Below are 25080 nucleotides of genomic sequence, written 5' to 3' on the forward strand. Positions count from 1 at the left end.
CGCCTCATCCTATTGCTCCATGCTCTGTGTGCGATCGCCGGCCCGAGCTTCGGCGCCGGCAAATCGTTCGATCCGGAAATCGTTCAGCGGTGTGTCGGTTTTTCCTGTGGCGATCATCTCCGCCATGACGTCTCCGACGCCCGGTCCGAGCTGAAACCCATGGCCGGAGAAGCCAAAAGCGTGAAAAAGCCCCGGCGTTGTGGCCGATGGGCTCATCACCGGTAGACCATCGCCGACATAGCCCTCGCAGCCCGACCAGGTGCGTATCACGGTAAGATTCGCGAGCGCCGGAAGGATCGGCAACAGGGACAGGAGCTGCCCCGGCAGGCGGGCCGGGTCAGCCTTGGCATGACCGGCCTCCAGCGAAACGTCCGTGCGCTCCGCGCCGCCGCCAAAGACGATGTTGCCGCGCTCCACCTGTCGCAGATAGCCGCCGCCATGGTCGTGCCCCCAGACGCCCACGACGGGAGAGATGCGATGGGGTAGCGGTTCGGTCACCCCCATCTGCGGACCCTTGGCGGCGATGGGGACGCTTTCGCCGAACTGTGCGGCGATCCTGGCGCCCCACGCGCCGGCCGCATTGAGCAGGACCTGCGCCGCGTGGCGACCTTTCGACGTCGTGACTTCGAAGCCGGAAGCTGTCTTCGTAATGGCGCCGACGCCGGCCTCCTCCACGATCGTGACACCGAGGCGGCGAGCCGCTTCGGCAAAGGCAGGAGCAACAAGGCGGGGATTTGCGCTGCCATCCTGGGGGGAGAAGGATGCCGCGACGGCCCTGCTCCCGAGGCCGGGGAAGCGCGACTTGAAGTCTTTCGGCTCCAGTTCTTCGAGATCCAGGCCCCAGGGCTTCGCGGCCTTTGCGAATGTCCGCATTTCGTTCACGGCTTTTTCCGTGAATGCGAAGCGCAGGTGACCCGTCGCGCGGAATTCGACATCGCGGCCGAGCAGACTCGCCGCCTGTCCCCACAGTTGCAGAGAACGATAGGCGAGGGGAAGCTGCGGAAGGTAGCGGCCGCTGCGGCGGATGTTCCCGAAGGAAGCGATCGTCGCACCCGTTCCGACTCGGTTGCGCTCGATCAGGGTCACCCGGATGCCGCGCCGGGCCAGAAAAAATGTCGACGCGGCTCCCATGAGCCCACCGCCCAGAACAATTGCATCCATTCGATCTGTCCAGTCCTGCGCTTGTCAGTAGCCGAGCCTTCACGATTTAAGGGCCGGGGTCAAAGTCGAGTTCGACGCATTCCCATAAGTCCGGCCTATGGGATCGCCGCCGTCCAGGGGTATAAGCAAACCTTATGGGGGGCGGTTTTTTCGCTCTTGGACCTCACAGCCGCATCCGTGCCAGCCTTGTGTCAATTTAATGAGAGGATACGACATGGGACGTGAGGCGGCGCTCAAAGAGCATGAGCGCAAACAGCAAGACTGGAAGATTGGCGTCGATATCGGTGGAACGTTTATCGACTTCTGTGCACTAGAAACGCAAAGCGGGCGCGTCGCGTCCCTCAAGGTTCTCACGACGCCGGACGATCCTGGCGCGGAATTGATGACCGGGCTCTCCCTCCTCGCCGATCGCGAGGAGCTCGACCCTGCTGCGATAAGTCGGTTCGTGCACGGCACGACCGTGGGCATCAATACGGTGATCCAACGGCGGGGCGTGTCGCTCGCCCTCCTTACGAATGCCGGTTTCGAAGATGTGCTGGAACTCGCACGGCTCCGCATGCCCGACGTGTATTCACTTTTCTGCTCACGTCCGGATCAATTGATCGCGCGTGACATGATCTTCGGAATTCCCGCCCGTCTGCGGGCGGATGGAACCGAGGCGCTGGCGCCGGATCTTTCGGCCGTCGCTCGCGCTGCCGCCCGTGCCAAGTCCAAGGGCGCGGCAGGTGTGATCGTTTCCCTTCTCCATTCCTGGCGCAACGACGCCCAGGAAGAGGCCGTCCGAGCGGAAATTGAGAGGGTTGCGCCCGAGCTCTTCGTCTTCACCTCCTCGGAGGTCTGGCCGGTCATCCGTGAGTATGAGCGAACCACGACGGCCATTCTCAACGGTTATGTCCATCCGCGCGTGGCGGGCTACCTGACTGCGCTTGAACACAAGCTCGCCTCGCGCGGCGTGACGGCGCCGGCACTGCTGACCAAGTCAAACGGCGGCGTGATGGATGCGGCCGAGGGCAAGCGCTCCTGCGTTCAGATGCTTCTGTCGGGAACGGCTTCCGGCGTGATCGGCGCCGCCTGGCTTGCCCGCCGCGCGGGAGAAAGACATATCCTGACACTGGACATCGGCGGGACGTCCGCCGACTTTGCGCTCATCATCGACGGCGAACCCCAATTCGGTACGGGCGAGTTGATCGGCGAATTCCCGCTGCACATCCCATCGGTTTCCGTCAGCTCCATCGGGATCGGCGGCGGCTCGATCGCCAGTGTCGATGCCCATGGCGTGCTGCGCGTCGGGCCGGAATCGGCCGGATCGACGCCCGGGCCCGCCTGTTACGGGCGGGGAGGCCAACATGCGACCGTCACAGACGCCATGGCGGTCTGCGGTTGGCTGGGGCATAGTCAGATGGCCTATGGACAGCTGCAGATCGACGTTTCGCTCGCTAGGGCTGCCGTTGCGTCGCTCGCCGAACAGATCGGCCGAACGCCCGAGCAGGCGGCCCAGGCAATCCTCGACGTGGCGATCTCCGAAATGTTTGTCGAGGTGGAAAAGCTCGCCTCGCGTGCGGGCGTCGATCTCAGAGAGTTCACCCTGATGCCCTTCGGCGGCGGAGGTCCGATGCTCGGCGCTTTCCTTGCCCGGGAGTTCCGAATGGCGAAAGTCATCGGCCCGCCGCGGCCGGGCGTCGTTTCCGCGCTTGGTGGTCTGGTGGCTGATCTGCGCGGCGATTTCATCCGGACCGTCTTTACAGAACTCACGCGCGACGCCCTGCCGCTCCTGCAAGGTTCGCTCGATTACCTGTCGGTCGAGGGACGGAGCTGGCTGGCCAAGCAGGGGCATGTCGGATCGGCGACGCTCAATCTGGCCGCCGACATGCGTTACGTCGGGCAGAGCTTCGAGATCGAAGTGCCCATCCTGGCTAGCTGGCTTGAAGAGGGGGATATCGACGCCATCGAACAGGCATTCCACGCAATGCATGCAAGGCTTTATGACTTCCACGATGCGGACGGCGAAATCGAAATCGTCAACCTGCGCCTTGCCGCGATCGGTGCCGGACCGATGCTGGAGCTTGCGGTCGAGGCTCAGGTCGAAGAAGCGGAGATGAAGCCGGAGAGGCACATTCCAGTCTTCATAGGCAAGGCCATCGCGGACATCGGGCTCTACCGGCGCGATCGTCTTCGTCCGGGCGGGCACTTTTCGGGTCCGGCCATCGTGGCGCAGGAAGACACGACGTTCGCTATACCCCCAGGCACTGAGGTCAAAGTCGACAGGCACCTCAACCTGCAACTGACCTTTCCGGAGTAACCGTCCATGTTCGACCCTATGAACCTTCAGGTGTTCGCCAACCACACCCGAGCGGCGGCCGAGAACATGGCCTACACCCTTCAAAGGACCGCCCATTCGGCCTTCGTCAAGGAGACCGAAGACTTTACTGTCATGCTGATCAACCATCGTGGCGATACGTTCGGCATCCCGATGGGGCTAGGCGCGACCTGGTATCCGGGCCTTACCTATACCCGCGCGATCGACATGGTCGATGGCTACAAGCCGGGCGATGTCGCCTTCACCAACGATCCCTATTCATGCTTCGTGGCGACCCATGCGCCCGATACCCATCTCTGGAAGCCCGTCTTCCACGACGGCGAGATCATCGCCTGGACAGGCGGACACATCCACAACACCGATATGGGGGGGGCCGTCCCGGCATCGCTGTCGCGGGCGCTTACCGAAATCCACCAGGAGGGCATTCGCTTCCCGCCGATGAAGCTGGTGAACGAGGGCGTCTTTGACGAGGACATCCTCAAGATCATCACGACCAATGTCCGGAAGCCCGACCTTAATATCGGTGACATCAAGGCGCTGGTCGGCGCTCTCAATACCGGCGAGCGCAAGATCCTCGCGATGGTCGACAAGTTCGGCAAGGAGGCCTTCCTCGCCGGGACCGAAAGGCTGCTCGACCATGCCGAGGCCCAGGCTCGCGCGTTGCTCCGCTCGATGCCCGATGGCACCTGGGAATTCGTGGATTATGCCGACGAGGACTCTGTCGAAGCCAATCCATGCCGACTGAAACTCACCCTGACGATAAAGGGTGACGAGGCGATCCTCGATTTCACCGGCTCGGATCCACAGCTTGGTTCGTCGCTCAACGTGCCGTCCGGCGGCGATCCCCGGCACACGATTTTGCTCGTCGGCGTCTATTACGTTCTCTACACGCTCAATCCGAAGATCCTGCTCAACACCGGGCTGACACGACCCTTTACCTGCATCGCGCCGAAGGGCAGCGTCCTCAATCCGGTCTCCCCCGCCGCCGTTGGCATGCGCTCGCTGACATGCGCGCGTCTACGCTCGGTCGTCTTCGGCGCCTTCTGCCAGGCAGTGCCGGACAAGCTGCCGGCAGCGCCGGCCGGCAACAATTGCATCGTGAACGTGATGACGACGGACGAACGGACCGGACGGACCGTGATCGCCGCCGTCAATCCGGTTGTGGGCGGCGGAGGCGGCATGCCGCATCGCGACGGCACGAATGGATCCGGTGCCGACGCGGCCTATCTGAAGAACACGCCGATCGAGATCACCGAGACCGAAGTCCCGATCGAATTCGTCAAGTATGGCCTTGCAAGGGATAGCGGCGGGGCGGGGCGCTGGCGCGGCGGACTCGCGACCGAAATGGCGTTCCGCGTCTTTTCACCCGGCAGCCGCATCACGGCGCGCAACCGTGATCGCAGCGTCTTTCGCCCCTGGGGCTTTCTCGGCGGTCGGGCCGCAGGGCTTTCCGACATGGTGGTCAACCCGGGGCGTGACGACTATCGCCGGCTCGGCAATATCGATACGGCGATCCTGCAGCCCGGCGACGTGCTCGAAATCCGCTCTGCCGGTGGTGGTGGTCGAGGTGATCCGCTCGAGCGGGAAGTCTGGCGCGTCGTCCAGGATGTGGCGCGCGGCTATGTCTCGCAGGAGGCGGCCGAACGGGACTATGGCGTCGTGATTCAGGATGGTGTGGCCGACGAAGCGGCGACGCAGGCGCTCAGGAAGAAGATGCGTCAGCCGATAAGTCAGTTCCATTATGGTCCCGAGCGCGACGACTATGAAGCGCAGTGGACGCGCGCCGCCTACGATCTGTTGACCGAGATACTGGCGGGCCTTCCCATCCATTGGCGTTTTTTCACGAAGACGGAAATTTTCCGCCGCATGGGCGGCCGCTCCGGACCCGACGGCGTGGCGGCAGCTTTCTCCGATGTGAGGGCGCGATTCAGGGAAATGCCTGAGCCCGTGGCCATCGTGAAAGAGGCGGCCGAATGATCTCGGCGCGACAGGGTGGCGGGCGGCTTGTCCGGCTCGCCGAGCAGGGAAGGCCGCGCATCGGCTTCCGCCTCGACGGAGTCGACTGCGAGGCTCTGGCGGGCGATACGGTCCTAACGGCCGTTCTCTCCGTCAAGGAGGCAGTCAGGCAATCGGAATTCGGTCCGGAGAAGCGGGCCGGGTTCTGTCTCATGGGTGCCTGTCAGGATTGCTGGCTCTGGCAGGAGGATGGTGCGCGTCTCCGGGCTTGCTCCACCCTTCTGACCGAAGGAATGCGGCTGATGACGTCGGAGCCTGAAGGATGGCTGTCGTGACGGGACTTAACGAACGCGTCGTCATCGTTGGCGCCGGTCCTGCTGGCATCCGGGCAGCGGAGACGCTGGTTGCGGCAGGCTTACGGCCTGTCGTGATCGATGAAGGCGTTCGGGCCGGTGGCCAGATCTATCGCCGTCCCACGGAGGGCTTCGTGCGCAAGCCCGCGGAGCTCTACGGGTCCGAGGCAAGGAAGGCGGTCGGCCTTCACGGTGTTTTCGATAGCATGGTCGCCTCCGATGAGCTCGAATTCCTAGCGCAGAGCTCCGTTCTCTCCTGTGCCGGACGGGTACTTTATGTGCTCACGCCGATGGGTCGCCGTGAAATCGGCTACGACCGGCTGATCCTCGCGACGGGGGCGATGGACCGCGTGGCGCCCATTCCCGGCTGGCAAGCGCCCGGTGTCTATAGTCTTGGTGCGACCCAGATCGCGCTGAAGGCTCAGGGCGTGGCGCTCGGCAGGAACATCGTCCTTGTGGGGTCCGGACCCCTTCTGACGCTTGTGGCCTACCAGCTCCTCAGGGCCGGCGCGGGCGTGGCTGCCGTTCTCGATACGTCCGGAATACGAAATCAACTTGCCGGCCTCCCGGGGATGATGAGCCGGCCGGGGCTCGTCTTGCGCGGACTGACAATGCGAGCAAGGCTCGGTCGGCTCTATCATGCCGGGGTTACCGTCACCGGCATCGATTCGGATGACAGCGGCCCGGTCGGTCTTCGGTGGCGCGACGCGGGCGGCAAATTTCACAGAACCGCCTGCGACATGGTCGGCTTAGGCTGGCACCTTCGGGCCGAGACACAGCTTGCCGCCTTGGCAGGTTGCCAGTTCGATTACGATCGCGATTGGGCGCAATGGCTACCGCGCGCCGACCGCATGGGGCGTGCGGGCGACAGCGTATACCTTGCTGGGGACGGCCTTCGCATCCTTGGAGCCGACGGGGCCGAATTGGCCGGTCGCCTCGCGGCAAACGCCTGCCTTTCGGACATGGGATTGACCCGAGCGGACAGCGCGGGCGATCTTCGCCGTTTGGCCCGCTACGAGCGTTTCGCGCGGGCCATGACGCGGGCCTTTCCCTGGCCGGCGCAGATGATCCGGCACCTCGACGATGAAACGATAGTATGTCGGTGTGAGGGTGTGACCGCAGCGCAACTGAGGGAGGGCGTCACACTGGGAGGGGCAGACGCCAATCGCGTGAAATCGCTTGCCCGGGTGGGCATGGGCCGGTGCCAGGGACGCTGTTGCCAGCTTGCGGCCGCAGAAATCATTGCCGAATCCGCAGCGATCGATCCCGCCGAGGCGGGGCGTTTGCGCGATCAAGCGCCCGCGCGCCCCTTGCCGGTCGCGGCGTGGATACGGGACGCCTGACGCGGCGGTCGATGCCAAAAATAGCACTCAGGTCTTGTGGCCGTCTGCATTCAGCACGGCGGCACAGGCATCGCGAAGATTGTCGCGCATGTCGCTGTGGCTACCTGTCAGGGGCCGGTCCTTGCTGGTCAGCAGCGCAATCGGAACGGTGGTGCGCTGCTTCAAGGGCCGGCGCACCAGGCCGGGAAACTGTTCCCATGGAAGCAGTCCATCAACGATAGCAACGCCGAAGCCATCTCGGACGAAGGGGAGAGCTGTGATCGATATATCGATCTCGATAGCGGGATTGAACATCTGCTTTTCGGCGGCCGCAGCGCTTAGAAGAAGGCGCCCAGGAAGCGTCCCGGCACGATAGGAAATCAGCGTCTCGTTCTGCAGATCGGCGAAGCCGATCTCAGCGCTCTCCGACAGCCGGTGGTTTTCCGGCACGATACAGACCAGAACGGCATGGCCGAGCGTTTCCACCTCGATACCCGGCCTCGCTCCGTCGTTCATCACGACACCTAGCGGTGCATCGCCGTTCTGGATCATGTCGACGATGTTTGTGAGTGGTGCGATCAGCGATCGCACCACCACATCGGGATGCGCGGCACGGAACGCGAGAAGTGCCTTCGGAACGATCGACATGGCGGGTGGTGCCGAAGCAGCGACCCGGATAAGACCGGTGCGACCAAATCGCATATCCGTTGTCCGCCTTCGAAGCGCACCAAGCTCGGCAAAAATCCGCTCACATTCTGGATAGAGCTCCTCGGCCTCCCTTGTCGGCACGAGTTTGCCTCGGATGCGGCTGAAAAGCTTGAAACCGAGCTGGTCTTCGGCGTGGAGGAGGATTTGGCTGAGAGCAGGTTGCGAGATGTTGAGCATCGAGGCCGCGCTCGTCACTGTCCCGCACCGCATGAGCATACAAAAAACTTCGAGCTGACGGGCCTGCATTTGTCCAAACCTTCACGATCGACGATAAGTCGAGCCACACATCTTCTTCGTTTTGCATACTGTCAGAGAGCTTCGTTATCAACCAAGTGGCTAGATCAGTGTCGCGTCGTTAGGTGGGGCAAGGTTTGATACGCCAACTGGGCTAGAGCTTGCCTGAAAGGCAAACAACACCATTTTACAATTGGTCAAGGGTATTGTCGGCTTTAATGCCTACCGGGCGGGATGCGTCCCAAGGTAGCCGCGAGATAGGATCTCGCGCTGACACTGCAGAAGAAATTCAAACGGGAAACAGGCTGGTCAGCGGCATGTGCGCTTTGATGACTGGTGACTTCAGCACGACGTAGCTGAAGTATTTGTCGATGCCGATGTCCATATCGGTCAGGCGCTCCATGATGAGCTGATATTCGCCGATGCCAGCGGTGATGAATTTAACGAGATAGTCATAACCGCCCGAGACGAGGTGGCATTCGACCACTTGGTCAAGTTTTTCGACTACAGCGATGAAGCGGGCAAAATCAATCTGCCGGTGGTTCTTCAAGGTAATCTCGGTAAAGACCGTCAGTGTCTGTCCGAGCTTGCCTATATTGACCTGCGCGGAGTATCCTTGGATGTAACCCTCTTCCTGCAGCTTCTTGACCCGCATAAGGCAGGGGCTCGGCGAAAGATGGACCAACTCGGCAAGCTCGACATTGGTGATCCGCCCGTTCTTCTGTAGTTCGTAGAGGATCTTGATATCGATCCGGTCCAGTTTCATGGGCGCTCTCCCAGGGCGGGTGCTGACAAGCAAAGTTAGTGCCTCCCGGCTTCCTCCACAGCTGACCCCCACTCGGAAGCGCGGAGACATAGATGCTTAGAGGCTTACAAGCAAAGCGCAAGCTAATTCATTCGCTGTATCGCTATCAGTTGACCATGCTTGTGAGCTTCGGATCGCGCGTGCGAAGGCCGGAGCGATAAGCCGCGGGTTGCCGTAACCGTCCTCGAGCGAATAGGACGCGGCGATCGCAGGGCAGCGAGGTTTGGAGCGGCCCACCGCAACAGCCTCAGCGCTGGTCCCAGCGATCCAGTATCTCATAGAAGACGACTGCCAGCGGCAGGAACCAGGGCCTGCCGCGGTAAAGCGGTCTTGTGCGGAACGGCAGGTCGGCATAAGCGCTCGCATGTTCAGCCTCGCCGAGCATGCGCTGCGCTATCTTGTGGCCAAACCAGCTCGCGCGGGCAATACCGGTGCCGTTGTAGCCGCAAGCATAGAAGATGCCCTCGTGCTCGCCGAGATGCGGCAACTTGTCGAAGGTGAAGCCGGTTTGGCCGTGCCAGTAGTGGGCGATCTTCCCCCCGCGCAGTTCCGGGAAGACCTGAAGCATCTGCTTGCGCAGATGGCCAGCGTTGGCCGCCGCGACGTTGTTGCCCGCCAGCTTGAGCACTCGTCCGCCGAAGAGGATGCGGGTACCGTCGGGAGAGGGGCGGAAATAGGTGACGACGCGCTGGCTTCCTGCCAGCATACGCCGTTTCGGGATGAGACGGTCCATTACCGCGGTTGGCAGCGGCTCGGTCGCGATCATCGCGCTGCGTATCGGGATGATCCGCCGTTGCAGAAAAGGCAAGAGCGAACCAGTGTAGCCGTTGGTGGCGACGAGGAGCTGCCTTGTGGCGATCCGCTCCCGGCCGACGGACAGTCTGAATCCTCCGGCCTGGGTCTCGATGGCCGACACCCTCGCCCCGCCGAAGATGCGGACGCCGGCGCGCCGCGCCGCGTCTGCCAGGCCCGTGACGTAGCGCGCGGGATGCAGCCCCGCATAGCCGGGCATGGCGAGGCCGCCATGATAGAGGTCTGTGCCGATCTCGCCTTGCTGCTCCGCGCGGGGCACGAGATAGGCATCGCAGGGCATTGCCTTGCGGATACGGTCGAGATTGCGACCCATGGCATCGTAGAGGCGCGGCGTCATCGCACCGCGGAAATAGCCGACCACCGCGAGATCGCAGGCGATGGCCTCGCGGGCGACGATGTCCTTGACGTGCTGGAGCGCGAGGAAGCTTTCCGCGACGATGGAGCGGGCCTTTTCGGCACCGTAGGCCATCGCCGCATCGAAGGTGGCCCAGCCCGGCCCCAACATGCCGCCGTTGCGGGAGGAGGCACCCCAGCCCGGCGCCTCCGCATCCAGAACGGTGACCTCTTTGCCGGCCCGCGCCAGCGTGAGTGCGGCATTGAGCCCGGTGAAACCCGCGCCGACGATCGCAACCTCGCTCCTTGTCGGAAGCTCGGTCCGGTCCTCCGTGATTGGCTTGGCAACTTCCCACCAATAAGGGCTCTCGACCGCGTCGTCGCTAAAGAATGGACCAGTCAGATGAGCCATGCGCGTATCTTTATGACTACAGGATGCGCCGCAGGAAGTCCTGGGTGCGCATGTTCCTGGGCCGGGTGAGCAGCTCCGAGGGTGGCCCCTCTTCGACCAGGACTCCTTCATCGAGGAACAGGACGCGGTCGGCGACATCGCGTGCGAAGCCCATCTCGTGGGTGACGACCACCATGGTCATGCCCTCGTCGGCGAGGGTGCGCATTACCGAGAGCACTTCGCCGACGAGTTCCGGGTCGAGCGCCGATGTTGGCTCGTCGAAGAGGATCGCGTCAGGCTTCATGCCAAGCGCACGGGCGATCGCGACACGCTGCTGCTGTCCGCCGGACATCTGGCTCGGATAGGCGTTCATCTTAGGGGCGAGGCCGACGCGCGTCAGCAGGTCGCGCGAACGAGCAAGGACCTCCTCACGCGGCTCCCTCTTCACGTAGGTCGGGCCCTCGGCGACATTCTCCAGCGCCGTGCGGTGGGGGAACAGGTTGAAGCGCTGGAATACCATGGCGACGCGGCTGCGCACCTGACGGATGCTGCGCCGGGCCGTGTCTACCCGTTCTCCATGCACAATGATCTCGCCGCCTTGATAGGTCTCGAGACCGTTGATGCAGCGCAGTAGCGTCGACTTGCCGGAGCCGGAGGGGCCGATGATGCAGACGACTTCGCCCTTCTTTACCGAGAACGAGACGTCGTGGATGACTTCGTGCGTGCCGAACGCCTTGCGGACGTTGCGCAGTTCGATGATGCTCATCGGCCTTGTCCCATCCGTCGTTCGAGCCAGCCGTTGAGGGCCGTGAGTGGCAGGCTCATGGCGAGATAAGTCAGCGCCACGAGGGTGAAGATCGTCGTGTTCTCGAAGGTCGAGGAAGCGAGAAGCTTGCCCTGCAGTGACAGCTCCGCGACCGTGATGGTCGAAGCCAATGACGAATCCTTGAGCAGCATGACCATAGTACTGCCATAGGGCGGCAGCGCGACGCGGATCGCCTGAGGCAGGATGACGCGCCGCATCAGCAAACTCCAGCCCATGCCGATCGACAGCGCGGCCTCCGTCTGCCCCCGGTCGATCGCCTCGATCCCGGCGCGGAAGAGCTCCGCCATGTAGGGCGAGTAGGCGATGCCGAGGCCAATGACCGCCGCCTGGAGGGCTGTCAGAGACAAGCCCAGATCCGGCATCACGAAATAGATGTAGAACAGCGTCACCATGCCGGGGATGCCGCGCACGACGACGATCATCGTGCGTGCCGTCCAGGCGAGCGGGGCAATACCGCTCACCCGCATGAAAGCGAGTGTCAGGCCGAGCACGGTCGCGAGCACAAAAGCGCCGAGCGTCACCAGTACTGTTAAGTAGGCGCCCTGCATCAGAACCGGAAGGAAGGTTGGAACCTGGCTGAGGAAATGAGTCATGGTTCGATCCACTAGGGGGGCCTAGAGGCCCCACTTCTTCAGGATCGCATCGAAGCGCCCGTCCTCTTTCATCCTGGCGAGGCTGGCGTTTATCTTCGCCAGAAGCTCGACGTTACCCTGCTTAACGGCGATGTTGATCGGCCCCACCACCGACGGCTTGTAGGAGTTGACGAGGCGCAGCTGCGGAAAGCGGCCCTGGGCGAGGTTGTAGGCCAGGATAGGATAGTCGCCGATGCCGGCGTCGATCCGCGAATTGGAGACGTCGCGCAGGATATCGGGCAGGCCGTCATAGGCGCCAACCTCGGCTGGAGCGCCGGAAGCCTTGAGGGCGTCGATATAGCGCGTGCCGATCTGACCGCCGACCCTCTTGCCCTTGAGGTCGTCGAAGCCGCCATATTCCTTGGTATCACCAGCCGGAACCACAAGCCCTTCGCCGTAAGCGTAGACGTCATCGCTGAAGTCGACGACCTTGGCCCGCTCCGGCGAGCCGTACATGGCGGCTGAGATAATGTCGATCTTGCCGGACGACAGCGCTGCGATCAGGGCGGAAAACTGCATCGGCTGGATTTCGACCTTGAACCCGGCATCCTTGCCGATCTCCTCGATCACGTCGACCATCAGACCCTGAATGGTGTTGGTCTTGGCATCGAGGAATGTGAAGGGGGTACCTGTCGGCGTCGAGCCGACCTTGTAGACGGTCTGCGCCTGGGCGGCGGCGGCCGCGGCCGTCATGGCGAGCACAGCAAGAGCAGTTCGAAAATTGATCATCCCATTCCCCTTCCGTTGAACTTGTCCCCGGCCTTCTGAGCCGGCCAATGCAGGATATGAGTCCCTGTCAATTCGGAACAATACGGATTCCTGCCGAGCCCATAAGGCGAGCTTATGAGACCGGTAAGCCGCATGTTCCACCCGTTACGCAATAAATCCGCGGCCCGATGCGTCTCAGGCAAATGACGAGATAACCGGCTTGAGGGGTCTTGTGGCTTGTCGCCGACCGGTGAAAGAACTGGCCATTCCGAGCCCGAGGAAAATCTGCTTCCAACACTAGGCTGGCAGTGAGTTAATGCCTCGACATTGACTTACTTCAATCGGACGGAGGAATGACAATGCAGGCACGAATATCTGTCCTGACGCTTGGCGTCGCCGACCTTGAACGGTCGCTCGCGTTTTATCGCGATGGTCTGAAACTGTCCACGCAAGGGATCGTTGGCAGGGAATTCGAACATGGCGCCGTGGCATTTTTCGATCTCGCGAGTGACATGAAACTGGCAATTTGGGCGCAGGATGACTTGGCGCATGACAGCGGCTTGTCGAAGACACCAACCAGCGCGACTTCGTTCTCGATAGGCCATAATGTCTCCCGCCGAAGCGAAGTGGACGAGGTCATGGATGAGGCAGCCGGTGCCGGCGCGCGGATCGTGAAACCTGCAGGAAAGACATTCTACGGTGGATATGCCGGATACTTCACTGATCCGGACGGGCATCTGTGGGAGGTCGTGTGGAACCCGGCCAATCAGCCGCCCGAAGGTCGAGGTGAGTGATCGGTCGCACGACAATCTCGATTTCGCGCTCGTCCGGCAGCGGGACCCGAACGCCGTCACGGAGCGATATTCGTAGTTCGGGTCCGGTCTCGATAAATAAGCGGAGCAATACGATCGGCAAGGTTGCTGCTGTCGTGATGATCTTGAAAGTCTGGCATGGGATTCCGGAAGACACATTAATGGGCCCGCCATCCTTACGACGCTGGCCCGGAACTGCTTCGTCGGTAGCCTCGCTAATCTGATCGTTGCTGGACGCACGTCGGCGCAGGCATTCACCTGACATCTCGCAAGCACGCCAAAGCTGGAGTGCCGATCACGGTGCTTTCCATGCTAGTGGCCGGGCTTTGGCTTTGCACATGCCGATGTAAGAGGAATGGCCGCTGATTATCCGGCCGTCGACCGCTCCATCTCGAAATCCCGATCAACTCCGCCGCCAGGGGATCTCACTTGGCCGGTGATCGGCAAATGGTCGGGGCCGAAAGCGCGCGTTTGTGCACAGTCCACATGCGCTCATCAGCGCTCTCTTCGCCACGGAACAGCTCTTGAGGCTTCGCCGCTATCGGAGAAATTGTATGTGTGGTCCATCATGACAGTCCGAAGGCTCTACGCGCGCTTTGATGCAGAATACGGACCGGAGCAGGTCCTCGGTCAGAACGTCTTTTGGAGCGCCCGCCGCGACGACTTTTCCCTGCTGGAGCACGATTAGCCTATCGCAGAACATCGCGGCATGGTTGAGGTCGTGCAGGGCTATGACGCTTGTGATCGGAAGACTGGCGACGAGGCCAAGGAGACCGATCTGGTGCTGGATATCGAGATGGTTCGTCGGCTCGTCGAGAATGAGCTCCTTAGGACTTTGCGCCAGGGCCCTTGCGATATGGGCGCGCTGCTTTTCGCCCCCCGACAAGCTCTGCCACCGCTCGTTACGCTTTCCCGCCATGCCGGAGCGTAGCAGCGCCTCCTCTACGGCCTCTTCGTCGGCGCCCGTCCAGCCGGAAAACATTGAGCGGTGCGGAAAGCGGCCGAGCTTGACCACATCCACGACCGTGAGATTTGCGTTGGTCGTCGCATGCTGTTCCACGAAGGCGACGCGCTGCGCCATCATGCGCCGGGGGATGGCCTTGATGTCCTGCCGCTCGAGGCTGATCCGTCCTGATTGCGGCTGTTTAAGGCCCGCCAGCAGACGCAGCAGGGAGGTCTTGCCGGAACCGTTCGGGCCGAGCAGGCCGAGCATCTCACCCGGTTGTGCCTCGAACGACACCCCGTCCAGCACGGTCTTCGAACCGATCTTCCAGGTGATGTTTTCGGCCCTGATACTCATGACGCACGCTGGAAGCGGTAGAGGATGACGGAAAAGAACGGTACGCCGACGAGGGCCGTGACGACGCCGATCGGCAGCACCTGCTGCGGGATCAGCACGCGCGAGGCGATGTCGGCGAGCACCATGAAGATCGCCCCGCCGATCGCGCAGGCCGGAAGCAGCCTGATGTGCAGCGGTCCGACGAGGAAGCGGGCCGCATGCGGCATTACCAAGCCGACAAAGCCAACGGATCCGACCATGCTGACAATCGTGGCGGTGAGCAGGGCGGTAATGCAGAAGAGCGTGATGCGCGCCCGGCCGACACTGACGCCGAGCGCTGCTGCAGACTCGTCGCCAAAGGCAAATGCGTCGAGCACGCGGGCATAGGCAAGACAGGCGAGTAGGCCGAGCCCCACCACGACTGAGACGAGCATGAATTCGGGCCAGCGCACCCCACCGAAGCTTCCCAGAAGCCAGAACATGACGTCGCGCGCCTGCTGGGCGTTACCTGCCGTAGTCACGACGTAAGAGGTCGTGGCGTTGAAAAGCTGGGAGGCGGCAACTCCTGCAAGAATCGTGCGGTCAGCGCCGCCACGTGTCCCGTTCGAGAGGAGGGCGACGAAAAGGAAGGCGGCGAAGGCGCCCGCAAAGGCGCCGGCCGACAGCGACACAACCCCCGAGCCGAGCCCCAGAATGACAATTCCGACGGCGCCAGTCGATGCGCCGGCCGAGATACCGAGTACATAAGGTTCGGCGAGCGGATTGCGCAGCAGCGACTGCATGATCGCGCCCGACAGCGCAAGCCCTGCGCCGCAGAAGGCTGCGACGAGTGCACGGCTGAGGCGGTAGTCCCAGATCACGGTCTCATGGATGCGGGTGAGCTCCGCCGCAGTCCAGCCGAGCTTGTTCGTGATCGCGAAAAACGTTGTCGTGATGGGGATCGGCAGGTCGCCGATCCCGACGCTGATCGCCACGACAAACAGCACTGCCGCAAGCGACAGCGCCAAGGCGGCGCAGAACACCAGGTATTGTCGGATGTTGCCAGCGTGCGACATCACTTCAGCAGACCGCGGGCCTTCAGCTGTTCCGCAACCTGTTCGGCGCCGTAGATCGTACGGACGGTCGGGTTCATGGCCTGGCCGTCCATGACGACGATCGCGTTGTTTTTGACAGCCGGCATCTGGCTGGCGGCCGGGTCGGTCGTCAGGAACTTGATTTTGGCCTCCGGCTTGTCGAGCTCCCAGCGGTTACGGTCGAGGCTGGCGACGACGATGACGTCCGGATTGGCGGCGATAATGCTTTCCCAGCCGAGCGTTGGCCATTCGGCTTCCGCCGAGACAGCATTCACACCACCCAACAGGCTGGCGATGAAGCCGGAAGAACTATTTTTTCCTCCAAGATAGGCGTCTGCGGACGGGGACTGACTAGAGAACCAGAAAACATAGGATAGCTTCTTGCCGTCCGCCGAGACGGTGGAGCGGAGCGCCGCTTCGCGCGTCTTGAGATCGGCGATCACATCATCCCCTCGCTCGGCAACGTTGAAGATGCGTGCAAGCTCGTCGATCTCCTTGTAGAGAAGGTCCATGTTCCAGAGGCGGTCGCGGCTGCCGTAGACGTCCTTGCTGCTGATCGTGCTGAGGCAGGTGCTGGGCGAAAGATAGGTCGGCACGCCAACTTTCTCGAAGTCCTCGCGCTTTGCCACCTTGCTGTCCGGCCCGAGAAGGCTCGGCAAGGCCGCGGCTACGAAGTCCGGATCTTCTGCAAGGATCGATTCGAAGGTGGGAAACTCGACCGTCAGGAGTTTCACCTTCTCATTGGCCCCGGCGAGCTGAGGCAGCACCTTACTCGGCCAGAAGGCGGTGCCGGCCATCTTGTCCTGGAGACCGAGCAGCAGCATGATTTCCGCGCTGTTCTGGCCGAGGCCGATCGCGCGTTCTGGCGCCTTCTCAAAGGTGACCTGTGCACCGCAGTTCTCGATTGTTAGGGGGTACTGCGTCGGGGCCGCAGCCGCGGTCTTTGCCGATAGGGCGAGCGGGGCGAGTATACAGGAAGCAATCAAAAGTGACTTCATGGTGTTTCCAGCGAGTTTTTTGCCTTGGGGCCCTATATCCATACAGACCTTGAGAAACAAGACTTCAACAATCATGTTTTCGCCACGAATTGACGTTCGCAATTAAGTTCTGCTTTCGAGACCATATAAGCAGAATCCTCTGGCTCAGCCGCTTATCGCCGACGCGCATAATGCGGCAATAGGACCACCCCATGAACCCTGGGAAGGGGATCGACCATCTAGCCCTTCAGACAAACTCTTTTCGCTCAATCCCACCATTGAGTCGGCTCGGGCGGACGATACCGACGATGGCTGTCCGCCATCGCCGGTCGCTGTCACTGACGGGTTCGTCGGCCGTGAAAGTCGGCTTCTGGCTACGCGAGCAGGCGTTGAATTGTAACCTGCTGAATTTCTGCAATGGGTCGAAACGCGATCGCTACATCTGCCCGGCGGGCAAGGAGCTGGTTCAGTTCCGCCGTACCTACGCGACACCCCGATCCGGCATCACCAGTGCGGGCACCAGGCTCTATCGGGCCAGCAAGAAGGACTGCGACGCTTGCGAACTCAAACAGCGCTGCTGCCCGAATGCAGTTGCTCGCAAGGTACCCCGTGATCTCAATGAGGATACCTGTGATGTCGCCAGAGCCATTGCCGGCACGCCCGATTACGAGCGTTCGCGGCATCGTCGCAAGAAGGTCGAGATGCTCTTCGCTCACCTCAAGCGCATCCTGCGATGGGAAGCGTCCGCGATGCTGGGGTTTAAGCGCAACGTCAACATGCTGGTCGATTATGACCCCGCTTGAAGACGAGTTCGCTGCCAGGGTAGGCTAAGGTGAGCATCGGGAATTCTAACAGGCGCGGCCGAATGGAGGTCAAGTGAAGTCTTCTTTGATGTCGATGGTGTGCTGATTGATGGCTGACATAGAGTTCGGCCCGGCCTGAGTGACCGGCTGTTCTCTGCCTTACGTTGCCTTTCGAGGAATGCGAAACAAGCGCCACGAGCGACTATTGCCAATCGAATATTCTAACGTCGAGTTGGCGGCCGGCAGCGGAACGGCGGCTAAAAGCCTCGTCTATCGAATAGCTGCCCTTCGGAAAGCTGTTCTGTGCCCGGCCTGAGAGATAGGTGACATCACCCACCGGAGACATGGGTTACACTTTTCGATTTTGATCACGAGGTGTGGTTGCCGTGAGCTTCGGTGATGGATGAGCGCTGAAGTGCACAACGCAAGCCTGCCAAATGTTGGCCGCTAGTGATGCCTAGCTATGATGACCGCGAAGGCCGGTGATGAGGAAATGGTTAGCGTTGGACCATTACGATGATTGAGGCTGGTGCAGAGGTCATGGGATTCATAGCAATCAAGTCGAAGGCTCCGATCCTTGCTGAATTGTTTCTGCCCCCGAAGCATCTTGGCGTGGGCGTTAGCAAAGCGCTTTATCAAGAAAGGCCGCGATGCATAACGGCCTTACGTCAGTTAGGATGTCACAGAATACGCGCGCGAGACACTTCCACGAACGTTAAGGCTAGTTGCCTTGGGTGACGAACCGCATACCTGCTGCGGACATCCGGCTACCTGCTACGACTGGCATAGCCTAAGGGCCAAAAAGTTACTGTCGCGAATTTGGGAGTTATGCAACCTAACAGTCATAGGTTCGCCGCGAGGGAAGCTGATAACCTCGTCTGGCAAAGGCCAGTCGGCGATAGTTTCCGGCTCGTCATCCCCATCAACAGCAGCGGTCCTGAGCCGTGAAGCGAGATGGTCTAATGTTGCTCTCGCCTGGGAAGACAACTCGGTTAAATTGGGGGAGAGGTCCTTCGAGAGACCCCAGTAGTCCCATGGTTTCAGCTCTAGCTTACGCAGGGCTGCCACTTCTCGCAGCAGGCTTCCCGCGACGAACCACTCCCCCGCAAGGTTGAGGCTCGATACGCCAAATCGCGAGGCCAACTCCGGATCGCCCATGATCCGAAACCATGCCTCGCTTGCTGTAATGAACCGCTCGCTCGGCACATCCAGGGTGTCGAAAGAAACTCCCCCGATAGCCTCAAACTCCACATCAAGCCGTTTCCAACGCCTGCCGTCGTGCCATTCGCAAAGCCAATGATCTTCCCAATGGTCAGGCACCAGATAGTCCGCAAACCCGACACGAAGGCGAGCCGGGGTGCCGCGCTCCCGAAAACTACTCACCGCCATCATGGCAAAATCCCGGCATACGCCGCCCACCTTAGGCTGCGCGGCATCGCTTTCAAGCAGCTTGCGTTCCACGGCGACCGACAGAATTTCGGCCACGGAGCGAAGCTCCAGATCGGCTATTTGTTGAGGTTTCAAGCCCCGTTTTTTGGATTCAAACCCGCGAGGATGCTGCATGAATGAGCTAATCCACCCGGCGATCAGGTTCGGTTCGCCACCACCGCCCATCAACGTTTCGCGATACGGGCCGGGTTCCGAATAGATGCTTTGAGAAGCATAAAAGGTTCTGCGCATTGTCGTCCCTTTCCAGTTGAGGATTGAGACACGACAAGAAGGGCAAATTTTCAAAAATTGTCAATCGGTGGGCTCAGGTCGCATTCGCGGGTCGGCGCGGCTGGCCATTGGCCGTCTCGATCGGCGTCAGCGATGCGAGGCTTGCCGGATTGCTGTGTATCGATCTCAAGGATGCATTACGCGCGCCGTAATGGCCCTCGGGGGCCAGAGTGAGTGACGTCTGCTTTCGGAAAGAAGCCACTGCGGCCCCGATGACCGATATAGGGCGCGAAGCGGTCATTCAACCTTGAAGACAGCAAGGTCTCCTCAGGGCCGATTGTGGCCGCTGATCGGGGTCTGGCCGTACGACTGCTGTTGGTCGACTCTTCGCGTTCAACACCGTCGAAGACGGGTGGATTGTCGCCATAGGAGCTTCGGTGCCAGAATGACCAGCATGCCGATGGAACGGACCTTCGCCCTGTCTCCAAATAACGACCGGGTGGCGACTTATGGGGGATCTGACCCTGAGGCGTCGGCTGGAATGAAGCGCGCGCCGGGGTGTCCCGGCAAAAGCTGGAGGTCGCTGACATCTTCCGAGCCTATGGTCCTGCGTGGCGGCGAGCCAATGCCGGGCATGTCAGCCTGACCCAGCTCAAGGTCATGGCGGCGATCGAAGCCTGCCGAACCGAGGCGCTCGGCGGGCATGTGGCTGCTTGCACCAAGTGCGGGCATAACCACATCGCCTATAATTCCTGCAAGAACCGCCACTGCCCGAAGTGCCAAGCACCCGCGGCGCGGGACTGGTTGGCCCGTGCCGAAGACCTTCTGCCGGTCGAGTATTTCCACGTGGTTTTCGCCCTGCGGGCCGAGCGCCCAGATCGCTTACTGGAACAAGAAGGCTGTCTATGACCTGCTGCTTCGGGTATCGGCCGAGACGCTGAGCACCATCGCCGCCGATACCCGGCACCTTGGCGCGCGCATCGGCACAACCGGCGTGCTGCACACCTGGGGATCGGCGCTGACCCATCACCCGCATGTGCACATCATCGTGCCCGGCGGCGGGCTGTCGCCGGATGGCAGGCGCTGGATCTCATGCCGCCCCCGGGTTCTTCCTGCCCGTGCGGGTTCTGTCGGCTGCTGCGATCTGATGTTCTACGGTGATCTGGCCGGGCTTGCAGAGATTGGCTTCGCCGCCTGGCTGGCCCCCGTCCGCAAATCCGAATGGGTCGTCTACGGCAAGCCCCCTTTCGGCGGTCCCGAGGCCGTACTGGCCTATCTCAGCCGCTGTACCCACCGGGTGGCGATCTCCAACAGCCGCTTGATCAGCGCCGATGCCGAGGCGGTCACTTTCCGCTGGAAGGACTACCGGGTCACGACCGCCGACCGACAAAAGGTCATGCGGCTGGCCACCGACGAGTTCATCCGTCGCTTCCTGCTCCATGTGCTGCCCGACGGTTCCCGCCGCATCCGCCACTACGGCCTGCTGGCCAGCGGGGGGCGCAAGACCAATGTCGCAAAGATCCGCGCTCTGCTTGGAGCGGAAACGGGCAAACAAGATGATCCGCCAGGCGCTGAGGCGATCCCGCTCACTCTGAGAGAGCCATGCCCCGCCCTTTTGCTTCTGACGTCAGCGCCGAAGTCCACAACACACGCCGCGGCCCCTTGCTTTCCCCCTAGGTCTCACCCAGCCTCCGCGGCTTCTCCCTCCCAAGGTTTGTCAACGCGGGCCGCCAACGCCAGCGGCAGACGTCAAACTCCGGCCCGCATCGAAAAACCTTCAGGGATGCGAAGCGACCGGACAGCGGCTTTGCTGTGGTAAGTGGCGGCTCAGCTGAATTCGCCCGAATGTCTCCTTTCGCCGTTCCTGATCTCATGCGGGAAGATGCCGCGCAGGGCCATTCCGACTAGAGCCTCTATGATCTCTTCCATCGGCAGGGCGCCCGTCATGCCGCTGCCCGCCATCCGTTGCGAATGTGACGATATCCATCGCGATAGACCGCTTCGGGCGTCTCGGAGAAATCGCGCCAGACCTTCGTTGCGGCCGCAAGGTCCTTTAATGCACGACCGAAAGCCTCGATCGTCAGCCAGCCGTCATAGCCGCTCGCGCGTATCGCCTTGAAAGTCTCGGACCATGGGATGTTCCCGCGGCCCGGCACGCCACGGTCGTTCTCCGAAATATGGACGTGTACGATATGGTCCTTGTTGCGGGTAAAGGCTCCGATGGGATCAGCTTCCTCGATATTGCTGTGAAAAGTGTCGTACATGGCACGAATGTTGGGGTGCCCAATTGCATCGATATGGTCGGCCAGGTCGTCCATCGTATTGACGAGATAGCATTCGAAGCGGTTCAGCGCCTCGAGCGCTACGGTGATGCCGCGTTTGGCAGCATGGTCGCCGACCGTGCGCTGCGAGGAAACGGACCGCTTCAGCTCCGCGGCGGTCGGCCCTGTGCCGGAGAACTGGCCGAGCGTGGAATGTAGCGGGCCGCTCAACGTGTCAGCGCCGAGGGCGGCCGCGCAGTCGATGACCCATTGCATGTAGGTGATGCCGCGCCTGCGCGTCGCCGCATCAGGCGAGATCAGGTTCATGGAAGGGTTGCTCATGGCGGAGACGGCCGTGCGCTCCAGCCCTATCCTATCGAGCAGGGCGCCGAGCCGACGGTAGTCGTCGGGCGTGCCCTCGAAGATTGGAATCTCGACGCCGTCGAATCCCGTCGCCTTGATGTCGCGGAGTAGCGCCTCATGTTTCCGCCCGACGCTCGTCGTCCAGAGAAACATGCACATGCCGACCTTCATCGTCCCCTCCAGATTTTCGCGAGTGTTCGTGCGTCTCCCGTAGTAGTCTGGTCATACCAAAAGTGCAGACTTGGTCAAGCCGACAGTTAATATATCCAGGAGGCGCCGATCGACAAAGACGCCCGGAATCCGGAGAAGCAAGGAAAAACGGGATGAGGTGGGGGCTTTGTGGATCGCTTGCGGGTGACGTTAAATTGCGATAGAGCTTCTTACGGGAGAAATTGGCCAAACCAGATCGGGCTAACCGCAAGGAAAAGGTCCCCCGTCGGTGCGGGGGCAACGACAATTTGGGAGGACGTGAATGCACCTTTCGACGCACAACTGGATGCGGGCGGAGCCTCTCGCCGTCACGCTGAAACGCATCAAGAAATACGGCTACGAGAGCATCGAGATTTCAGGCGAGCCGGCCCAGTACGACGTCAACGACACTCGCGCGCTGCTCAAGGAACACGGCATTCGCTGCTGGGGTGCGGTGACGCTGACGCTCGGCGAGCGCAACCTCGCAGCCAAGGACGAGGGCCAGCGCGCAAAGTCGGTGGACTACGTGAAGAGCGTCATAACGATGGTGAGCGAACTCGAGGGCCAAATTGTCACCCTCGTACCGGCGACCGTCGGCAAGGTCGTTCCGGATGGCACCGAGGAGGATGAATGGAAGTGGGTCGTGGATGCGACGAAGGAATGCTTCGCCCATGCCCAAAAGAAGGGCGTCCGCTTGGCAATCGAGCCGCTCAACCGGTTCGAGACTTATCTCTTCAACCGTGCAGCCCAAGCGCTTGCGCTAGCCGAGGCGGTCGATCCCGATTGCGGCGTTTGCCTCGATGCCTTTCACCTCAACATCGAAGAGGAGGACATGTATGAGGCGATCAGGCTCGCCGGGAACCGGCTTTTCGATTTCCATGTGGCTGATAACAACCGCTTTGCGGCAGGTCTTGGCCATCTCGACTGGCCGAAGATCGTCGCAACTCTGAAGGAGATCGGTTACGACGGCGCACTCACCAATGAGTTCGTGGCGCCGGTCGACCGCACACCGGCGGCGAAATATCCCGACATGGTCGAACGCAATCCGGTCGATATCCCGCCGGCGCAGCTGAAGTTCATCCAGGATCATGGATCGAGCCTGCTGACAGAGAGGTTCTACGATGACCAGATGCGGATCACCGCCGAGACCATCCTGCCGCTGATCAAGTGAGGCCCGGTCCGAGCATGCCCTGCGGCCGGCGCGCCGCGAGGTTGGGGAGGCGAAATGCGTATCAAGACCGTCCAAGCCTGGTGGGTTCGCATACCGATCGAAGCGAGCCGGCAGCACCGCAGCGATTTTGGACGCCTGACAACCTTCGACGCGGCGATCCTGCGCATAGAAACAGATGACGGGATCGTAGGGTGGGGTGAAGGCAAGAATGCTGCAGGCAGCGCCGGTACTTACGGCACGCTGGTGCACATGCTCAACCATGAGGTGGGCCCGCGGCTCGTCGGCCGCGACGCCGCCGACATCTCCGCGACCTGGGAGATGCTTTACAACGGGGTGCGTCACGAAACAGCGGCGATGTCGGGTCATGCGATGCCGGAACTCTCGCGCCGGGGCCTCTCCATTGCCGCCATCAGTGCCGTCGACATCGCATTGTGGGACATTCTCGGCAAGTCGCTGGGCGTGCCGGTGTGGAAGCTTCTCGGCGGGCGCAAGGCGAGCCGGTTGCCTGCCTATGCATCCGGCGGCTGGGAGAACGCCGAAAAGATCGGCAGCCAGCTGCAGTCCTATATCGCCAATGGCGGTTTCAAGGCGGTCAAGATGAGGGTCGGCGCAATGGACCGCGCGCCGCATGTCTCGGCCGCCCGCGTGCGTGCTGCCCGCAAGGCGCTGGGCCCCTCGGTGGATATCATGGTCGATGCGCATGGCACCTATACGGTTGCCGACGCGAAACGCTTCATCCAACTCGTCCAGGATTGCGACCTCGCTTGGTTCGAGGAGCCGGTGATCGCGGATGACAAGGCCGGCATGGCGGAAGTGCGCGCCGCTTCAAGGGTGCCGATCGCGGCGGGCGAGAGCGAGGCCACCCGTTTCGCCTTCCGCGATCTGGCGGTGCTGCGCGCGGCTGATATCTTCCAGCCCGACCCGGCATTCTGCGGCGGCATCACGGAGGCGATGCGCATTGGTGTGATCGCCAGTGCCTTCAACCTCCGTTTTGCCCCCCATTTGTGGGCCGGTGCCCCTTGCTTCTTCTCGGGCCTACACATCTGCGCTGCCTCTCCGGCAAGCTTTGTCATCGAATATTCGGTTGGCGCGAACCCGATGATCCACGATCTCGTCGAGGAGACTGTGGTTGTGAGGGACGGTATGATAGAGATCCCTGATAAACCCGGTTTGGGATTTACGATCAACGAGCGCGTCCTGGAGACTTACGCGCAAAGACTGTAGCCATGAAAAAAAACAATCTGCTTTCCGATCTGGCAGCCCATCTATTTACGACTTCTAGCAGCAGCGGGCGAACGCCGTCGGAGCGAGAGCTCGCCGAGCACTTCGCCGTCAGCCGCGGGCAGCTTCGGGAGGCTTTGGCAATCCTGGAAGCCATGCGCATTGTGGAGCGACGGGCGAAATCGGGCATCTACCTGACGACGACCGAGGCGAGCGTCGAGGCAATCGCACTCTTTGCAGTTGCCGGCGTGCCACTGGACCCAATCGTGATCTACGAAACGGTGGAGCTTCGCAAGATCCACGAGATCAAGGCGGCGGAACTCGCCTGCGCGCGGGCGACGGAGGAGAATTACGAACGCCTGCGCGAGATTCTCGCCGCCTCCGAGGCGAAGATCGCTGCAGGCGAGGGCCTCGCGCGCGAGGACCGGGATTTTCACCTGGAGATCGTTCGGGCGACGAAGAACAGCGTGTTTCACCGCGTCTGCAGCGTTTACTACACAATGGGCGAACAGCGACTTCCCATCTACTTCGCAGATATCGCCCGCAGTCGCCGCTCGCATGAAGAACATATCCGTATCTACGAGGCGCTGCTCGCACGCGACGGCAATCTCGCCCAGGCTTTGATGAATGCGCATCTACAGGGCGCGGAAAGCTACTGGAAGGGCCTCATCGGAGGACCAGCGACAGCCGCGGAATAGTCCCCGATCGGTAAT

At 61.6% G+C, this 25080-nt stretch carries 20 protein-coding genes and 3 pseudogenes; 10 read left to right on the plus strand and 13 right to left on the minus strand.

What is annotated here, in order from left to right; translation table 11 throughout:
* Positions 1-9: 9 nt before the first annotated feature.
* Positions 10-1161 carry an FAD-binding oxidoreductase gene (locus tag CO656_RS10385; protein WP_097525689.1) on the minus strand — a complete coding sequence of 384 codons (1152 nt, stop codon included), beginning with the start codon at positions 1159-1161 and terminating at the stop codon, positions 10-12.
* Positions 1162-1375: 214 nt separating this feature from the next.
* On the opposite strand from CO656_RS10385, the gene CO656_RS10390 reads away from it, so the two are divergent.
* The 4 genes from CO656_RS10390 to CO656_RS10405 are packed head-to-tail and all read left to right on the plus strand — an operon-like array spanning position 1376 to position 7130.
* Positions 1376-3460, plus strand: coding sequence for a hydantoinase/oxoprolinase family protein (locus tag CO656_RS10390; protein WP_097525690.1), 2085 nt, complete (start codon positions 1376-1378; stop codon positions 3458-3460).
* A 6-nt stretch (positions 3461-3466) separates the two neighbouring features.
* The gene (locus tag CO656_RS10395) at positions 3467-5455 is read left to right on the plus strand and encodes a hydantoinase B/oxoprolinase family protein (RefSeq protein WP_097525691.1); all 1989 of its coding nucleotides are present in this window, start codon (positions 3467-3469) and stop codon (positions 5453-5455) included.
* Entirely contained in the window at positions 5452-5769 is a 318-nt protein-coding gene (locus CO656_RS10400) for a (2Fe-2S)-binding protein (protein WP_097525692.1), read from the plus strand. The genes CO656_RS10395 and CO656_RS10400 overlap by 4 nt, the downstream gene beginning before the upstream one ends.
* Entirely contained in the window at positions 5757-7130 is a 1374-nt protein-coding gene (locus tag CO656_RS10405; protein ID WP_097525693.1) for an FAD/NAD(P)-binding oxidoreductase, read from the plus strand. The genes CO656_RS10400 and CO656_RS10405 overlap by 13 nt, the downstream gene beginning before the upstream one ends.
* Before the next feature lie 27 nt (positions 7131-7157).
* On the opposite strand, the gene CO656_RS10410 is transcribed toward CO656_RS10405, so the two are convergent.
* From CO656_RS10410 to CO656_RS10435, 7 genes and pseudogenes are all read right to left on the minus strand, one after another.
* The gene (locus tag CO656_RS10410) at positions 7158-7811 is read right to left on the minus strand and encodes a LysR substrate-binding domain-containing protein (RefSeq protein ID WP_337441789.1); all 654 of its coding nucleotides are present in this window, start codon (positions 7809-7811) and stop codon (positions 7158-7160) included.
* A 78-nt stretch (positions 7812-7889) separates the two neighbouring features.
* Positions 7890-8063, minus strand: a pseudogene (locus tag CO656_RS31390) (LysR family transcriptional regulator); the annotation flags it as partial.
* Positions 8064-8340: 277 nt separating this feature from the next.
* Entirely contained in the window at positions 8341-8817 is a 477-nt protein-coding gene (locus tag CO656_RS10415) for an Lrp/AsnC family transcriptional regulator (protein ID WP_097525695.1), read from the minus strand.
* A 286-nt stretch (positions 8818-9103) separates the two neighbouring features.
* Positions 9104-10414, minus strand: a complete 1311-nt coding sequence (locus tag CO656_RS10420) for an FAD-binding oxidoreductase (RefSeq protein ID WP_097525696.1) — start codon at positions 10412-10414, stop codon at positions 9104-9106.
* Between the two features lie 16 nt (positions 10415-10430).
* On the minus strand, positions 10431-11153 hold the full coding sequence (locus CO656_RS10425) for an amino acid ABC transporter ATP-binding protein (protein ID WP_097525961.1): 723 nt from the start codon (positions 11151-11153) through the stop codon (positions 10431-10433).
* Between the two features lie 2 nt (positions 11154-11155).
* Positions 11156-11812: an amino acid ABC transporter permease gene (locus tag CO656_RS10430; protein ID WP_097525962.1), complete on the minus strand. Its 657-nt coding sequence runs from the start codon at positions 11810-11812 to the stop codon at positions 11156-11158.
* 21 nt (positions 11813-11833) lie between these two features.
* On the minus strand, positions 11834-12580 hold the full coding sequence (locus CO656_RS10435) for an ABC transporter substrate-binding protein (RefSeq protein ID WP_097525697.1): 747 nt from the start codon (positions 12578-12580) through the stop codon (positions 11834-11836).
* A 338-nt stretch (positions 12581-12918) separates the two neighbouring features.
* On the opposite strand from CO656_RS10435, the gene CO656_RS10440 reads away from it, so the two are divergent.
* A complete protein-coding gene (locus CO656_RS10440) occupies positions 12919-13353 on the plus strand; it encodes a VOC family protein (protein ID WP_097525698.1) in 435 nt (144 codons plus the stop codon).
* A gap of 556 nt (positions 13354-13909) precedes the next feature.
* Here CO656_RS10440 and CO656_RS10450 read toward each other — a convergent pair.
* From CO656_RS10450 to CO656_RS10460, 3 genes are read right to left on the minus strand one after another with little or no spacing between them, the layout of a single operon-like run.
* A complete protein-coding gene (locus CO656_RS10450) occupies positions 13910-14671 on the minus strand; it encodes an ABC transporter ATP-binding protein (protein WP_097525699.1) in 762 nt (253 codons plus the stop codon).
* Positions 14668-15705: an iron chelate uptake ABC transporter family permease subunit gene (locus CO656_RS10455; protein WP_097525700.1), complete on the minus strand. Its 1038-nt coding sequence runs from the start codon at positions 15703-15705 to the stop codon at positions 14668-14670. Before CO656_RS10455 ends, CO656_RS10450 begins: the two co-directional genes overlap by 4 nt.
* Entirely contained in the window at positions 15705-16721 is a 1017-nt protein-coding gene (locus CO656_RS10460) for an ABC transporter substrate-binding protein (RefSeq protein ID WP_337441788.1), read from the minus strand. The genes CO656_RS10455 and CO656_RS10460 overlap by 1 nt, the downstream gene beginning before the upstream one ends.
* Before the next feature lie 410 nt (positions 16722-17131).
* On the opposite strand from CO656_RS10460, the pseudogene CO656_RS10465 reads away from it, so the two are divergent.
* Positions 17132-17503 (plus strand): annotated as a pseudogene (locus CO656_RS10465) (transposase); the annotation flags it as partial.
* A gap of 774 nt (positions 17504-18277) precedes the next feature.
* Here CO656_RS10465 and CO656_RS10470 read toward each other — a convergent pair.
* Positions 18278-19183, minus strand: a complete 906-nt coding sequence (locus tag CO656_RS10470; protein WP_097525701.1) for a transglutaminase-like domain-containing protein — start codon at positions 19181-19183, stop codon at positions 18278-18280.
* Positions 19184-19720: 537 nt separating this feature from the next.
* On the opposite strand from CO656_RS10470, the pseudogene CO656_RS30480 reads away from it, so the two are divergent.
* Positions 19721-20981 (plus strand): annotated as a pseudogene (locus tag CO656_RS30480) (transposase).
* A 124-nt stretch (positions 20982-21105) separates the two neighbouring features.
* On the opposite strand, the gene CO656_RS10480 reads toward CO656_RS30480, so the two are convergent.
* A complete protein-coding gene (locus CO656_RS10480) occupies positions 21106-21957 on the minus strand; it encodes a sugar phosphate isomerase/epimerase (protein WP_097525702.1) in 852 nt (283 codons plus the stop codon).
* Between the two features lie 301 nt (positions 21958-22258).
* On the opposite strand from CO656_RS10480, the gene CO656_RS10485 reads away from it, so the two are divergent.
* From CO656_RS10485 to CO656_RS10495, 3 genes are read left to right on the plus strand one after another with little or no spacing between them, the layout of a single operon-like run.
* Positions 22259-23146, plus strand: a complete 888-nt coding sequence (locus tag CO656_RS10485; RefSeq protein ID WP_097525703.1) for a sugar phosphate isomerase/epimerase — start codon at positions 22259-22261, stop codon at positions 23144-23146.
* Positions 23147-23200: 54 nt separating this feature from the next.
* On the plus strand, positions 23201-24370 hold the full coding sequence (locus tag CO656_RS10490) for a mandelate racemase/muconate lactonizing enzyme family protein (RefSeq protein ID WP_097525704.1): 1170 nt from the start codon (positions 23201-23203) through the stop codon (positions 24368-24370).
* Positions 24371-24372: 2 nt separating this feature from the next.
* A complete protein-coding gene (locus CO656_RS10495; RefSeq protein WP_097525705.1) occupies positions 24373-25065 on the plus strand; it encodes a FadR/GntR family transcriptional regulator in 693 nt (230 codons plus the stop codon).
* Positions 25066-25080 lie beyond the last annotated feature (15 nt).

This window comes from Sinorhizobium sp. FG01 (assembly GCF_002531875.1).
In the GTDB taxonomy this organism is placed as follows: Bacteria; Pseudomonadota; Alphaproteobacteria; order Rhizobiales; family Rhizobiaceae; genus Sinorhizobium; species Sinorhizobium fredii_C.